The organism is Arthrobacter sp. SLBN-112 (assembly GCF_030944625.1).
Lineage (GTDB): Bacteria > Actinomycetota > Actinomycetes > Actinomycetales > Micrococcaceae > Arthrobacter.
Window position 1 is genome coordinate 535,825 of sequence record NZ_JAUSXY010000001.1, and the last position, 13,103, is coordinate 548,927.

A 13,103-nucleotide genomic window follows, 5' to 3' on the forward strand; every position below is an offset into this window, starting at 1 on the left:
CTGGTGGCTCCCGAGGAGGTTTCCATGCCCTGTCAGCAGTCCGCGCTTCCTGCGTCGCCACCGTCGTGCCCTGGCCGGGACCTCGGCGGGAATGCCGGCGGGAATGCCGGCCGAGACACGGCCGCACGACCGGAAGTCCGGGTCCTTGGCTGAACTCCACGAGCTGACGGCACTGGACCTGCGGAACCTCCTGCGCGACGGGACGGTGTCCGCTGCTGACGCCACCGCGCATTTCCTGGCGCGCATCGGGCAGCAGAACCCGCTGCTGGGAGCCTTCATCACCGTCACCGCGGACCAGGCCATGGACCGGGCCCGGGCGGCTGATGGCCTGCACTCCCAAGCCGACGCCGAAGACCTGCCGCCGCTGCACGGCATGCCGCTGGGCTTCAAGGACCTCACCGACGTGGCCGGCGTGGTCACCACACACGGAAGTGCCGCCGTCGAGCATAAACCCGCCCCCGCGGACGCTCCCCTGGTGGCGCTCCTGAAGGAGGCCGGCGTAATTTCGCTGGGCAAGACCCAAGTGCCCGAGTTCGGACTGACGGCCTACAGCGAAAACCGCATCGCGCCGCCGTCGCGCAATCCGCACGCACCCAGCAGGAGTTCGGGCGGTTCCTCCGGCGGCAGCGCGGCCGCCGTCGCCGCGGGGCTCCTGCCCTTCGCCCCTGGGACCGACGGCGGCGGCTCGGTCCGGATTCCGGCGGCCGCCTGCGGCCTGGTGGGACTCAAACCAGGCCGCGGGCTGCCGGCTGCCGGGGAAAGCGGCGGCGACCCCGCCCGGCTGGTGGTTCCCGGCCCCCTTGCCCGGAACGCCAAGGACGCCGCACTCATGATGGACGCCTTGGCCCCGGGCCACCGGTATCTCGAAGGCATTGGCCAGGAGCCGCCGCGGCTGCGGATCGGCGTCACGCTGGAGAGCCCGTGGTCCGGCACGTTCCCGTTCAGCGTCGAACAGGAAGCACTCGACGCCCTCCGTGCCGGCGAAAGGCTCTTGGAGCATGCCGGCCATAACCTGGCCGAAGCAGCCGTGCGTTACGACAACCGCTACCCCGCCGCCTTCACGACGGCCTGGACGGCGGGAATTGGTGCGGCACGGATCAGCCCCTCGCGCGAAGCACAGCTGGCGCCGTTGACCCGGACTTTCCGGCGGCGTGCCCAGCAGCGCAGCCCTGCGAAGCTTGCCGAGGCCCTGGCGTTCCTGCGGCAGTTCCAGCACGACACCGTTGCGCAGTACGGACAGTGGGACGTGATGTTGATGCCCGCCCTGGCGCAGACGCCCCGGCCGGTGGGCTGGTTCACCGGGACGGGCCACGGCGGCGAGCGCTGGCCGGCCGCGCAGTGGCCAGGAGATGCCGACGGCGACTACCGGAAGCAGTGCGAATATGCGCCGTGGTCCTCGATGGTGAATGTGTGCGGGCTGCCGGCAATCACGATTCCTGTTCACTGGACCGGCGGAGCCACCGGAAGCGGACTTCCGATGGGCATCCAGCTGGTCGGTCCCATGGGCTCGGAGGCCCTCCTCCTGCAGGTGGCGCATCAACTGGGCTTCTAGGGCACCGTGGCGGTGTGCTGTTGTTGACCTGAACCTAACGCCCGCTTAACCCGCCGGTAACCCCTGCGGCGCAGACTGGAAAAACCACCCTTTCGCACCCTCCATACGCTTTCCGCCCGATGAGGAGTTGCACCACCATGAATGCTGAACAGGACGTCACCGGCGCCGGCCGCACCGAAACCGCAAACGACGGGCGGCCGGATCTGAGCAACTCCAACGTCAGGGAGGATCTGGCGATGACCGGCCGTTGCGCGCTGGTGCACCTGCCCACAGGGCGGACCTGCCTCCTTCCGCTGCGCCACGGCGGCCCCTGTGAGTTCCACCGCCCGCAGGAGGCGCAGGACGTTGTGGCCGGCGGCCCCTGATTGTTGTGACGCCTGCCCATTGCCGCTGACAAGCGCGGGCTATCGACTCCACCGCCGATGTGGAGGACGATTAAAGGGCAGTCACCATGAGGAGGTCTGTGATGTGCTATTCATCCAGCAAGGACTTCGGGTGGGGCGCCAGGAAAGAAACAAAGCGCCAGCCTGAAGAGCGGCCTGAGACTCACGAAACTCCGGAGAAACCGGCCAAGGCACCGGAATTCACCTTCTGGGCTTTCCCGAACTGGCGCAGGACACCTGCGCCGGGAGCGCCCGCCGGCGAACGGAGCAAGGAGAGGGTCTGATGTCCGGCCGGCAATGAGCCGGACAAGAGCCGATGGAGGGGTTCCGAACGGGGCCCCTCCGCCACATGGGCTCCCATGGCCTCTCCCGCAGGATTCCGTCCCTGTGCGGCCTTGCCGGCGCTACAGCCCGCTGGCCGCCGCACCACGCGCGTTGTGCTCGTTGTGCTGCGGCAACGCGGGCGTCTATGGTTGCACCATAAGCATGCTTAGCATTCTGCGAAAGGAACGGGCATGAGCGAAGGACAGTACACGCCAGGACCGAACAGCCAGCCGGATCCGGACGTCAGCACAACGACGTCGAACGCGGACCTGCCCGCCGGAAACCGGGCGGCAACCTATGGCGCCGCCCCATCCGCCGCGCCGTCCGCCGCGCCATCCTACGCACCGGATGCCTCGGGAACCGCTGCGACGACGGGAACCCCGGCAACGCGGGGAGCACCTGCCACCGGAACCCCGACAACGGCCGGCGGCACTCCCGAACGCAAAGTCACCCGCGCCGGCGTCATCTGGGCCGGCGTCGTCGCCTCCCTGATCCTGCTGATCCTGCTGATCATCTTCATCCTGCAGAACCAGGAACAAGCCATGGTGAAGTTCCTGGGTTTTGAGGGTTCCGTCCCGCTGGGCATGGCCCTGTTCATCGCCGCCGTCACCGGCGGGGTGCTGGTGGCCGTGGCAGGCGGGGCACGCATTCTGCAACTGCGAGCCAACGCCCACCGGGCCAAGGTCCGGCAGCGGCGCTAGGCGAAGCGGCCGGGAGTCGCCGGAGTCGCCGGAGCGGAGACACCGGCGACTCCTGAACCACGCGGTGCGTCAGCTGCCGCCGAGGTTCCGGTACTTCCGGAACCGTGCCCCCACCAGCCCTGCCACGGGAATGTCGGCAACCGCCGCGAGTTCGTACTCAATGGCACGGGCCATCCGGGCACAGAATTCGCGCGGTTCCAGGGAAGCGTCGTCGCGCTCGTCAACGATGTGGTCCACCAGTCCGTTCGCATACAGCGCGGCCACGTTCACGCCCTGTGCCTGCGCCATTCCGGGCGCAAAGGCCGTGGTGCGGTGCACAATGGCACTGGCCCCCTCGGGCGGAAGCGGTGACAGCCAGCTGTGCTGCGCGGCGATGGTCCTGTCCGCGGGCAGCAGCGCCAGCGCCCCTCCCCCGGCGCCCTGGCCAAGCAGCACGGAGACCGACGGCGATTCCAGGCCGATCAATTCGTACAGGGAGCGTGCGATCTCGCCGGCGAGGCCGCCCTCCTCCGCCTCCTGCGACAGCGCGGCGCCCGCGGTGTCGATGACCGTGAGCAGGGGCAGCCGCAGTTCTTCGGCCAGCTTCATGCCGCGGCGCGCTTCCCGCAATGAGCCCGGCCCCATTCCGGCGGCGTCCTTGCGCGCCGGGCGGGCGTGCCCCAGCACAATGCAGGAACGGCTGCCGAACCTTGCCAGCGCCAGCAGCAGCCCGGGGTCCTTTTCCCCCTGCCCCGTGCCGTTCAGAGGCAGGGCGTCGCTGGCGCCGAACTTCAGGAGCTGGCGGAGGTCAGGGCGCCGCGGGCGCCGCGAAATTTCGATCGACGTCCAGGCATCAACAGGGGCCGGCCGGACAGCAAGGGTGGCTGGCGCGGCGGGCCGGGTGACCGTCTCAGAGGCAGCTTCCCGGCGTGGAGCCAGGATATCCAGCGCCCTGGACACCAGTTCGGCGAGATCCCCGGGCTTGACGACGCCGTCGATCAGGCCCTTGTTGAAGAGGTTCTCCGCCACCTGCACGTTGTCCGGGAAGGATTCCCCGTACAGGGCCTCGAACACCCGGGGGCCCAGGAATCCCAGGAGGGCGCCCGGTTCCGCAACATTGATATGGCCCAGGGATCCCCAGGACGCCATCACGCCGCCGGTGGTGGGGTGCCGGAGGTAGACCAGGTAGGGCAGGCCGGCCTGACGGTGCGCCCGGACGGCTCCGGTGATTTTCACCATGGACAGGAAGGCCGGCGTCCCTTCCTGCATCCGGGTTCCCCCGGAGGCGGGGCCCGCCAGCAGCGGCAGGCCTTCCACAGTGGCCCGTTCGATGGCGGCAACGATCCGCTGCGCCGCAGCATGGCCGATGGAGCCGGCCAGGAAGGAAAACTCGCTGACGATCAGCGCCACGCGGCGGCCGCGGATGAGCCCGGTGCCGGTGAGCACTGATTCGTCGGCGCCGCTGCGTTCGCGGGCTTTGGCCAGGTCACGGGCGTATTCTTCGGACAGGGCCGGCTGGTGCGGCGGCGTATCCCAGGAGACAAACGAATCCTGGTCCACCACGGCGTCGATCAGTTCGGCGGCGCGCAGATGCCGCACTTTTTCGGTGGTTGGCACGCTAGTTCACCCCGGCCGCCGCCGGAACCGGCACCCCGAGCCACTCCCGGATTGCCGGCCCGTCCGCGTCCAGCAGCGGGGGTGCGTCGTGGTCGGTGAGGGTGGTTTCGCCGGTGTCACCCTGCGCGAAGAACCGCAGCGGCGGCCCGGGCAGGCTGACCGTTCCGAGCAGCGGATGCTCCACATCCACCACGAGCCCCTGGGAAGCCACCTGTTCCCACGCGTACACCTCGTCCAGCGAGCGCACCTTCCCTGCCGGGATCCCGGCGTCGTTCAGCTTCTCCAGCAGTTCCGCCGCGCCATAACCGGCGAACGCGCGTTCGACGGCGGCAATCACCGCGCCGCGGTTCCGCACCCTTTCAGCGTTGCTGCCAAACCCTGGCGCCGCCGGGTCCAGGCCGAACGCAGCGGCGAAGGAAGCCCAGAGCTTCTCGCTGCCGACGCTGATCTGCACGCTCCCGTCCTGGCAGGTGAACAGCCCGTAGGGGGCGATGGACGGGTGGTGGTTGCCCTGGGCCTGCGGAACCTCGCCGGCGACTGTGGTCCGGGTGCCCTGGAAGGCGTGGACGCCGATCAGTGACGCCAGCAGGGAGGTGCGCACCACCTGGCCGCGGCCGGTGCGGTTCCGTTCCACCAGCGCAGCCAGCACGCCGAACGCCCCGTTCATGCCGGAGAGCAGGTCGGCGATGGGGACGCCGACGCGCTGGGGGTCGTCCGGCCCTGAGCCGGTGAGGGACATGAGTCCGGCCTCGCCCTGCAGGATTTGGTCGTAGCCGCTGCGCCGGGATTCGGGCCCGTCATGGCCGAAGCCCGTGATGGACAGGATCACCAGGCGCGGGTTGAGCTCATGGATGGCGGCCGTGGAGAAGCCCAGCCGGTCCATCACGCCGGGACGGAAGTTCTCGATCACCACATCGGCTCGTTCCAGCAGCCCGCGCAGCACCCCCTGCCCGTCCGGGCTCTTCAGGTCCAGGCAGATGGATTCCTTGTTGCGGTTGCAGGACATGAAGTACGTGGACTGCAGGTCATCTTCCGGGCCCACGAACGGCGGCCCCCAGCCACGGGTGTCATCCCCGGTGCCCGGGTTCTCCACCTTGATCACGCGGGCGCCAAGGTCGGCCAGCATCATGCCGGCGTGCGGCCCCGCCAGTGCGCGGCTCAGGTCGACGACGGTGTGCCCGGCCAGTGGGCCTCGGGAATTTTCGGCTGTGCTCATGTGCTTGGTTTCCTTTCTCAGGTACGGGCGGCGTGCAGTGCCGGCGGCGTGGCTGCGCCGGCTAGAGCCAGCCGGGGACCACCAGAGCCAGCCAGGCCAGGATGGGTCCGCCCACGATCACGATGCCGCTGTAGCCGAGGATCTTCTTGTAGAACCGGTCCTTGTCCACGCCCTCGGGGGCATTGGCCAGGACCAGGGCGCCGTTGGTGGAGAACGGGGAGACGTCCACGATCGTGGCGGAGACCGCGAGTGCGCAGATGACGCCGACGGCGCCAATCTCACCGGTGGAGAGGAAGGGCACGGCCAGCGGGATGAGCGCGGCCAGGATGGCGGTGGAGGAGGCGAAGGCGGACACGATGGCGCCGATGAAGCAGATGATGAGGGCTGCCAGCAGGGGCATTCCCATGCCGGCAACGCCGCTGGAAACGAACTTGATGGTGCCGGCTTCCTCCAGCACCCCGACGAACGTCAGCATGCCGCAGATCAGCAGCACGGTGGACCAGCTGATCTTGTTGATGGCGCCCTTCTGGGCTGCGGGGGAAACCAGGGCCAGCACGATGGCGATGGTGATGGACACGAAGCCGACGTCCATCTTGAAGCCAAGGGCCACGACGGCCAGCACGATCAGGCCTGCAATGGTGACCAGCTGCGGAATCCGCTCTTTGCGCTCCTTGGTGGCTGCAGTGCCGTCGCCTGCGGGGTCCCGGGGACCGTACATTCCGGAGCCGAAGCCCTTGAAGGGGACGTCAGTCCCGGCTTTGGCACCGACGCTGACGGCCATCCGTGCTTCAGCTGCCTGCTCCACGAACTGCCCCACCTTGGAGGACATGAGGTTCCTGCCACCCAGGACCACGAAGAGCACCAGCGCGATGACCAGGTTGAAGATGAAGCTCGACAGGAAACAGCGCGGTGGGGCTGAAGGCAAGGTCCGTCTTGGCCAGGATGCCGTTGACGGTGACGCCGTAGACGGCAATGGGCGAGAAGCCGCCCGCCTGCGCCCCATGGATCACCATCATGCCCATCAGCAGCGGGCTGATCTTGTATTTCCCGGCGAAGCTCAGGGCGATGGGGGCAATGATGGCGACGGCGGCGGGAGACAGCGCGCCCACGGCCGTGATGACGGCGGTGATGGCGAACATGACCCACGGGATGAGGGCCACGCGGTTGCCCACCAGCTTGACGGCGCCGCGGACCAGCAGGTCGATGGTGCCGTTGTTTTGCGCTATGGCGAACAGGTAGGTGACGCCGACGATTGTCAGGAAGAGGCCGCCGGGGAAGTTGGCAAGGATGTCGTTCGTGGACATGCCCAGCACGACGGAGCCAAGAAGGAAGGCGCCTACGAAGGCGAGGGCACCCATGTTGAGGGGCAGGACGGTGGCGAGCAGGAACATCGCCGCCAGGATGATGATCGATAGGACAGGAGCGGACATCGTTGGTCCTCCGTTGGGGAAAGAAAGAATGTGACGTGAGTTACTGGCTCACTGGACTAGCCTCTTAGACAGTGAGTCTATCTGTCAATAGATGAAGGGGGTATTCTGGTCCGAGAACCTCGGGAGGAACTGTGGAAAAGACGGCACGGGCAGGCCTGGAACGGGTCTCGCGTCCCCGGCTCTATGAGCAGCTGGTGGAGCAGATCCTTGCCTACATCGAATCGGCCCAGCTCCGCCCAGGGGACCTGTTGCCGGCCGAGCGCGACCTTGCCGAGCGCCTGGGAGTCTCCCGGGCCACACTCGCCCAGGCCCTGGTGGCCCTTGAAGTACTGGGCGTCATCGACGTGCAGCACGGCACCGGCGCGGTCCTGGCACGGCGCCCCAGCGTGGCATCCGTCATCAAGGGCCTGCGCGAGCACCAAAGCCGGCTGCCGGAAATCGTGGAAGCCCGCAGCACGCTGGAAGGGAAGCTTGCCGCACTAGCCGCAGAACGCCGGACGGCGGACGACCTTGCCGCCATTGAGAAGGCCTTGGACGTCATGGCCCGGGAGATCAACGACGGCGACCGCGGCACCCACGGCGATGAGCTCTTCCACCAGGCCATCACCGCGGCGGCGCACTCATCGGTCCTGGCGCAGCTAATGGCCTTCATCGCCGAGATGATCCTGGAAACCCGGGTGGAATCCCTGGGCCAGCCCGGCCGTCCGGAACAGTCCTTGGCCTCGCACCGCGGGATCGCCGATGCCATCCGCGCGCAGGACCCGGCGGCAGCGGCGGAGGCCATGCTGGCGCATATCGAGCTCGTCTCCGACGTGGAACTGCTCCGCTAGCGGCAGCCGGCCGGGTTCTCAGCCAGAACTCCCCGCCGCACGGATCAGTCCCCCTGTAATGCGCGGGGGAATAGTCCATCAGGAGGGGACTCTTACGACGACGGCGCGGGCCCAGCTGCCGGAACGTGCCGGCAGGCATCGGGGCAGCACCCGGCGGAGAGCTAGAAAGTCCCCGAATTCGCACCGGTGGTGCTGGCGACGGTGAGGCCGATGATGAGCAGCAGCCAGATGGCGCCGTACCCCAGCAGGCACAGGTAGCCCAGCACCAGGCCGGAGATGGACATCCCCTTGCCGGACGGTTCGCGCCTGAGGGCGAGGTGGCCGGTAATGATGGCTGCCAGCTGGGGAAGGATCAGCCAGCCCATGATCACCGACGCGATGCCGCAGACCATGCTGGCTATGCTCAGGGTCTTTGGCTCGGCCGGCCTGCCGTAATAGGCCGGCTGGCCCCAGTACTGCCCTTGGCCGTACTGGGGCTGGCTGTACTGCGACTGGCCGTATTGGTTCTGGCCGTACTGCGCCTTTCCGTATTGGCCTTGTCCATACTGCGTCTGGCCGTACTGGGCCGGCGGCTGGTAGGCGGGCCACGGCGCATCGTTGCCCTGGTGGTCGGGACGCTGGTAGTCAGGCCCCTGGGACGGCGCTGGTCAGTCATGGTTTCTCCCCTGCGAATCTGGCTCCAGCCTACTTCAGTGCAGGACCAGGCGGACGGCCAGGACCATCATCAAAACACCGATGCCCGCATCGATCCAGCGCCAGGTGCGCGGGCTGTGCAGCACGCCCGCCAGCGCCCGCGCCCCGTACCCCAACACCGAGAACCAGAGGACGCTTCCGGCCACGGCGCCTGCAGCAAAGGTCCAGCGCAGGTCAGGGCCCTGCTGGTTGGCAAGGCTCCCCAGCAGCACCACGGTGTCCAGGTAGACATGCGGGTTCAGGAAGGTCAGGGCGGCAGCGGTGGCGAGCACCGAATGCTTGGACCGGGGCGCCTGCTCCGCCAGCGCGGACGGGTTTGCGGCCGCCATGAAGGACCGCACCGCGAACCACAACAGATAGGCGGCTCCGGCCCAGCGCAAGACTTCCAGCGCCTCGGGGAAACGGGTCACCACTGCCCCGATTCCGGAGGTACCGCCCACAATCAGCAGGGCATCCCCGGCCATGCATACCGCCACCACCACGCCGATGTGTTCGCGGCGGATCCCCTGGCGCAGCACGAAGGCGTTTTGGGCGCCGATCGCCACTATGAGTGCCAGCCCGGTCAGCATTCCGGTTATCCACGAGGTCCACATTCTTAAGAATGTAGGGTCCTGCCGGATATGTAGGCAAACAAATGATTCTAAGCACACATTAGAATCTCTTCATGAACCTGGAGCATCTCAAGGCCCTCATTGCGGTAATAGACGAAGGGACGTTTGAGGCGGCGGCCGATCTCCTTCGGATCACGCCGTCGGCCGTCAGCCAACGGATCAAGGCACTGGAGGGTTCCGTGGGCCAGGTCCTGGTCCGCCGCCGGCTGCCGTGCACCACCACGGACGCCGGTGCGCTGCTGCTGCGCATGGCCCGGCAGGTGCAGGTGCTCGAAGCGGAGACGTCATCAGCGCTCGGCGCGGGGTCCCCCGCCCGCGCCCACCTTCCGGTGGCCATCAACGCCGATTCGCTGGCCACCTGGTTCGTGCCCATCCTCCACCAGGCCGCCGGCTGGGAGGACGCCGTCCTGGATCTGCGTGTTGAAGACCAGGGCTACAGCAGCCAGCTGCTCCGCGAAGGAGAGGTGATGGGCGCCGTGACCTCTGATCCTGTGCCCGTCAGCGGATGCCGGGCAGAAATGCTGGGCTCCATGCGCTACATCCCGGTGGCCAGCGCCGGACTGCGGCGCCGGTTTGCAGCGGCCGGCGGCGTAGACTGGGCAGCCATGCCCGTCCTGAAGTTCAACGCAAAGGACAACCTCCAGGAGCAGCTGCTGGCGGTCAAGGGCATCAGGCAGCCTCCCCCCACGCACACCGTGCCGTCGTCGGAGGGGTTCTTCGCGGCGGTCAAGGCCGGCCTGGGCTGGGGCATGATCCCCGAGCTCCAGCTCGCGGATGGGCTTTCGGACGGCACCCTGGTCCGGCTGGACGGCGACTACCAGGATGTGGCTCTCTACTGGCAGGCCTGGACACTCGATTCGGACGGGCTCAACCGGATCACCCGTGCGGTCCGGACCGCAGCCAAAGACCGGCTGCGCCCCGGCGGTGGGCCGCGTGTCAGCGGGCCAAGTAGGGCAGGATATAAACGGCAAAAATGACGAAGGCCGCCAGCAGCGCGAGCTTGCCCCCGCTGGTACCGCCGTGGTGCGCTTTGGCGTTCCGGCCCCGCCGGCCCGTTCCTGCCGGGACGCCTGCCGGCGCTCCTGCCTGGGATCCGCCGGCGTGCACTGCGCGGCCGGCCGGATGCCGGGACATGCTCCCGCTGCGGCCCTTGCCGTCAACGGGGGGGCGCCCCTCCACCGCACCCGACGCCGCGGGGCCGCCAGGCGGCAGCGCCCCCGCAGGGCGCACCACAGTGCCGGGGCGGACGTTGCGCAGGGCCGTGATGCCGGGCTCTTGTTCATGGGTGAGCTGCTGGCCCAGTTGTTCGTACAAACCCACCACTGCCTGCGGGTCCAGCACCGGCGGAAGCGCCTCAATGGCCCGCACCACCCGGTGGGAACCCGCCACGGCAACATCCGCGGCGGTCACCCCGAAGAGGTCCGGCTGCGCCGCCATGCAGATGAGCGGACGCACCAGGCGGCGGTGCTGCGGGGCCAGGACCGAAGCGACGGCGGCGCACTGGGCCAGCGCTCCCTCCACAGCCTGGGTCCGCGCGTAGCGGCCCTGCCAGAGGACGCCGGAGACCACACGCACCTCTCCGGTCCAGTTTTTCGAATCAACCACCACCACCCCGCCGGGGCCCACCAGGACATGGTCAAGATTTGCCTTGGGCCGGCCAGGCCAGTGGACGTCATGCAGCACGTACCAGCCACGCGGGACCAGTTCGCTGAGCTTGTCCGCCACCACCCGTTCCCCCAGGGCTCCGGCGTCCCAAGCCTTCGTGGAACATTCGGCTTCATCCAGCTGGCGCTTCAGCCTGGCAACGCGCTCGGCAGCGAGCCTGGACTGCTCGGCTGCCCCGTCTCCTGCCCCCATTGGAGTCCCCGCTTCCTTGCCGGACGGGACGATCGGCGGGTACCGCCGTCGTCCGTTGCTCTGTTTTGTGCGTCTGGATTTTTTTGAAAATAGCAGGGCGCTGAAGGGCCGGTATATAGGTACTTTCGGGGCCCTGTACTCAGGTGGGCTACTTGGTTGATGACGTCATTGCGTGTCACAGCGTCCGGATCTTGGGCGCGCCGTTTTGACTCCCGCCAGGTTCTGGCATGCTGGTCCCATGGCTAGCCGCGCGGGTACAGTTGCCCAACCCCAGGACCTTGTTGACATCACTGCGCTCCTTGACGCGTATTACGACATCGCGCCGGACCTGGGTGATCCGGGCCAGCGCGTGGTGTTCGGCACGTCCGGGCACCGGGGTTCCAGCCTCAAGGCATCCTTCAACGAGCCGCACATCGTGGCCATCACCCAGGCGATCGTGGAATACCGGGCGGCGCAGGGCGTCACCGGCCCGCTGTTCCTGGCCAAGGACACCCATGCCTTGAGCGAACCGGCACAGAACTCCGCCCTGGAGGTGCTCGCAGCCAACGGCGTCCAGGTCCTGGTTGACGCCCGGCACGGCTACACCCCCACCCCGGCCCTGAGCCACGCCATCCTCACCTACAACCGGAAGGCTGCGCCGGGAGCCCCGCAGGCTGACGGGATCGTTGTCACCCCCAGCCACAACCCGCCGGCCGATGGCGGCTTCAAGTACAACCCCCCGCACGGTGGACCCGCAGACTCGGACGCCACCGGCTGGATCGCCAATCGCGCCAACGAACTCCTGGAGAACGGCCTGCGCGGTGTGAAGCGGATCCCGCTGGCGGACGCGCAGGCCGCGGACACCACGGGCAAGTTCGATTTCCTGAGCAGCTATGTGGACGACCTTCCGTCCGTCCTGAACCTGGACGCCGTCCGTGACGCCGGGGTCCGGATCGGCGCCGACCCCATGGGCGGCGCGTCGGTGGACTACTGGGGCGAGATCGCCGAACGCCACCACCTGAACCTCACCGTGGTGAACCCCACCGTGGATCCGCAGTGGGCGTTCATGACCCTGGACTGGGACGAGAAGATCCGGATGGACTGCTCCTCGCCGTCGGCCATGGCGTCCTTGATCAACCGGATGTCCGTGGGCGCTGACGGCTCGGTACCGTTCGATGTTGCCACCGGCAATGACGCCGACGCCGACCGCCACGGGATCGTGACCCCCGATGGCGGCCTGATGAACCCGAACCACTACCTCGCCGTCGCCATCGACTACCTCTACCGCAACCGCAGCGGCTGGAACCCCGAATCCGTGGTGGGCAAGACGCTGGTGTCCTCCTCGATCATCGACCGGGTGGCCGAAAGCCTGGGCCGCAAGCTGGTGGAGGTTCCCGTGGGCTTCAAGTGGTTCGTCCCCGGCCTGCTCTCCGGCGAGGGCGCGTTCGGTGGCGAGGAATCCGCCGGCGCATCCTTCAACAAGCTGGACGGCAGCGTGTGGACCACCGACAAGGACGGCATCCTGCTGGCACTGCTGGCTTCCGAGATCACCGCAGTGACCGGCAAGTCCCCTTCACAGCTGTACAAGGGGCTGACTGACCAGTTCGGCGCCCCCGTCTACGCCCGCATTGACGCCGCCGCCACGCGTGAGCAGAAGTCGAAGCTCGGCAAGCTCTCCGCCGCCGACGTCACGGCCACCGAACTGGCAGGCGAGGCGATCACCGCCAAGCTCACCGAGGCGCCCGGCAACGGCGCTGCCATCGGCGGCCTGAAAGTAGTCACGGAGAACGCCTGGTTCGCCGCCCGCCCGTCCGGCACCGAGGATGTGTACAAGATCTACGCCGAGTCCTTCAAGGGCGCCGAACACCTCAAGCAGGTCCAGGCCGAGGCCAAGGCGCTGGTGGACAGCGTCATCGCCTGACCGGACGCCT

13 protein-coding genes are annotated in these 13,103 nt (G+C 68.0%); 6 read left to right on the top strand and 7 right to left on the bottom strand.

Annotated elements, in window-relative coordinates; translation table 11 throughout:
* The first annotated feature begins 145 nt into the window (after positions 1–145).
* From QF050_RS02565 to QF050_RS02575, 3 genes are all read left to right on the top strand, one after another.
* Entirely contained in the window at positions 146–1,552 is a 1,407-nt protein-coding gene (locus QF050_RS02565; protein ID WP_308932080.1) for an amidase, read from the top strand.
* 137 nt (positions 1,553–1,689) lie between these two features.
* Positions 1,690–1,917 carry a hypothetical protein gene (locus QF050_RS02570; RefSeq protein WP_308929012.1) on the top strand — a complete coding sequence of 76 codons (228 nt, stop codon included), beginning with the start codon at positions 1,690–1,692 and terminating at the stop codon, positions 1,915–1,917.
* Positions 1,918–2,450: 533 nt separating this feature from the next.
* The gene (locus QF050_RS02575; RefSeq protein WP_308929013.1) at positions 2,451–2,960 is read left to right on the top strand and encodes a lipopolysaccharide assembly protein LapA domain-containing protein; all 510 of its coding nucleotides are present in this window, start codon (positions 2,451–2,453) and stop codon (positions 2,958–2,960) included.
* Positions 2,961–3,029: 69 nt separating this feature from the next.
* Here QF050_RS02575 and QF050_RS02580 read toward each other — a convergent pair whose 3' ends face one another.
* The 4 genes from QF050_RS02580 to QF050_RS02595 all read right to left on the bottom strand — a co-directional run bounded on the left by QF050_RS02580 (position 3,030) and on the right by QF050_RS02595 (position 7,202).
* Positions 3,030–4,556, bottom strand: a complete 1,527-nt coding sequence (locus QF050_RS02580; RefSeq protein WP_308929014.1) for a carboxyl transferase domain-containing protein — start codon at positions 4,554–4,556, stop codon at positions 3,030–3,032.
* Between the two features lies 1 nt (position 4,557).
* Positions 4,558–5,772: a CoA transferase gene (locus QF050_RS02585; RefSeq protein WP_308929015.1), complete on the bottom strand. Its 1,215-nt coding sequence runs from the start codon at positions 5,770–5,772 to the stop codon at positions 4,558–4,560.
* 61 nt (positions 5,773–5,833) lie between these two features.
* Complete coding sequence (locus tag QF050_RS02590; RefSeq protein WP_308932081.1) at positions 5,834–6,601, bottom strand: SLC13 family permease; 768 nt, start codon at positions 6,599–6,601, stop codon at positions 5,834–5,836.
* Complete coding sequence (locus QF050_RS02595; RefSeq protein WP_308929016.1) at positions 6,561–7,202, bottom strand: SLC13 family permease; 642 nt, start codon at positions 7,200–7,202, stop codon at positions 6,561–6,563. Before QF050_RS02595 ends, QF050_RS02590 begins: the two co-directional genes overlap by 41 nt.
* Positions 7,203–7,333: 131 nt before the next feature.
* On the opposite strand from QF050_RS02595, the gene QF050_RS02600 reads away from it, so the two are divergent.
* Complete coding sequence (locus tag QF050_RS02600) at positions 7,334–8,032, top strand: FadR/GntR family transcriptional regulator (RefSeq protein ID WP_308929017.1); 699 nt, start codon at positions 7,334–7,336, stop codon at positions 8,030–8,032.
* A gap of 161 nt (positions 8,033–8,193) precedes the next feature.
* On the opposite strand, the gene QF050_RS02605 is transcribed toward QF050_RS02600, so the two are convergent.
* Positions 8,194–8,424, bottom strand: a complete 231-nt coding sequence (locus tag QF050_RS02605) for a DUF4190 domain-containing protein (protein WP_374121491.1) — start codon at positions 8,422–8,424, stop codon at positions 8,194–8,196.
* A 297-nt stretch (positions 8,425–8,721) separates the two neighbouring features.
* A complete protein-coding gene (locus QF050_RS02610; protein WP_308929018.1) occupies positions 8,722–9,318 on the bottom strand; it encodes a LysE/ArgO family amino acid transporter in 597 nt (198 codons plus the stop codon).
* A 71-nt stretch (positions 9,319–9,389) separates the two neighbouring features.
* On the opposite strand from QF050_RS02610, the gene QF050_RS02615 reads away from it, so the two are divergent.
* The gene (locus tag QF050_RS02615; RefSeq protein ID WP_308929019.1) at positions 9,390–10,313 is read left to right on the top strand and encodes a LysR family transcriptional regulator ArgP; all 924 of its coding nucleotides are present in this window, start codon (positions 9,390–9,392) and stop codon (positions 10,311–10,313) included.
* Here QF050_RS02615 and QF050_RS02620 read toward each other — a convergent pair.
* Positions 10,273–11,193: a nuclease-related domain-containing protein gene (locus QF050_RS02620; RefSeq protein ID WP_308929020.1), complete on the bottom strand. Its 921-nt coding sequence runs from the start codon at positions 11,191–11,193 to the stop codon at positions 10,273–10,275. The two genes, QF050_RS02615 and QF050_RS02620, sit on opposite strands and share 41 nt — an antisense overlap.
* A 238-nt stretch (positions 11,194–11,431) precedes the next feature.
* Between QF050_RS02620 and pgm the strand changes: the two genes are divergently transcribed.
* Positions 11,432–13,093 (top strand): phosphoglucomutase (alpha-D-glucose-1,6-bisphosphate-dependent), encoded by a 1,662-nt coding sequence (gene pgm / locus QF050_RS02625; protein ID WP_308929021.1) that lies wholly within the window; start codon positions 11,432–11,434, stop codon positions 13,091–13,093.
* Positions 13,094–13,103 lie beyond the last annotated feature (10 nt).

Excerpts from the sequence above, each read along its gene's own strand:
- QF050_RS02570 (WP_308929012.1), top strand. The coding sequence starts at position 1,690 with ATGAATGCTGAACAGGACGTCACCGGCGCCGGCCGCACCGAAACCGCA.
- QF050_RS02575 (WP_308929013.1), top strand. The coding sequence starts at position 2,451 with ATGAGCGAAGGACAGTACACGCCAGGACCGAACAGCCAGCCGGATCCG.
- QF050_RS02585 (WP_308929015.1), bottom strand. The coding sequence starts at position 5,772 with ATGAGCACAGCCGAAAATTCCCGAGGCCCACTGGCCGGGCACACCGTC.
- QF050_RS02590 (WP_308932081.1), bottom strand. The coding sequence starts at position 6,601 with ATGTCCTCCAAGGTGGGGCAGTTCGTGGAGCAGGCAGCTGAAGCACGG.
- QF050_RS02595 (WP_308929016.1), bottom strand. The coding sequence starts at position 7,202 with ATGTCCGCTCCTGTCCTATCGATCATCATCCTGGCGGCGATGTTCCTG.
- QF050_RS02605 (WP_374121491.1), bottom strand. The coding sequence starts at position 8,424 with ATGGTCTGCGGCATCGCGTCGGTGATCATGGGCTGGCTGATCCTTCCC.
- QF050_RS02610 (WP_308929018.1), bottom strand. The coding sequence starts at position 9,318 with ATGTGGACCTCGTGGATAACCGGAATGCTGACCGGGCTGGCACTCATA.
- QF050_RS02615 (WP_308929019.1), top strand. The coding sequence starts at position 9,390 with ATGAACCTGGAGCATCTCAAGGCCCTCATTGCGGTAATAGACGAAGGG.
- QF050_RS02620 (WP_308929020.1), bottom strand. The coding sequence starts at position 11,193 with ATGGGGGCAGGAGACGGGGCAGCCGAGCAGTCCAGGCTCGCTGCCGAG.
- pgm (WP_308929021.1), top strand. The coding sequence starts at position 11,432 with ATGGCTAGCCGCGCGGGTACAGTTGCCCAACCCCAGGACCTTGTTGAC.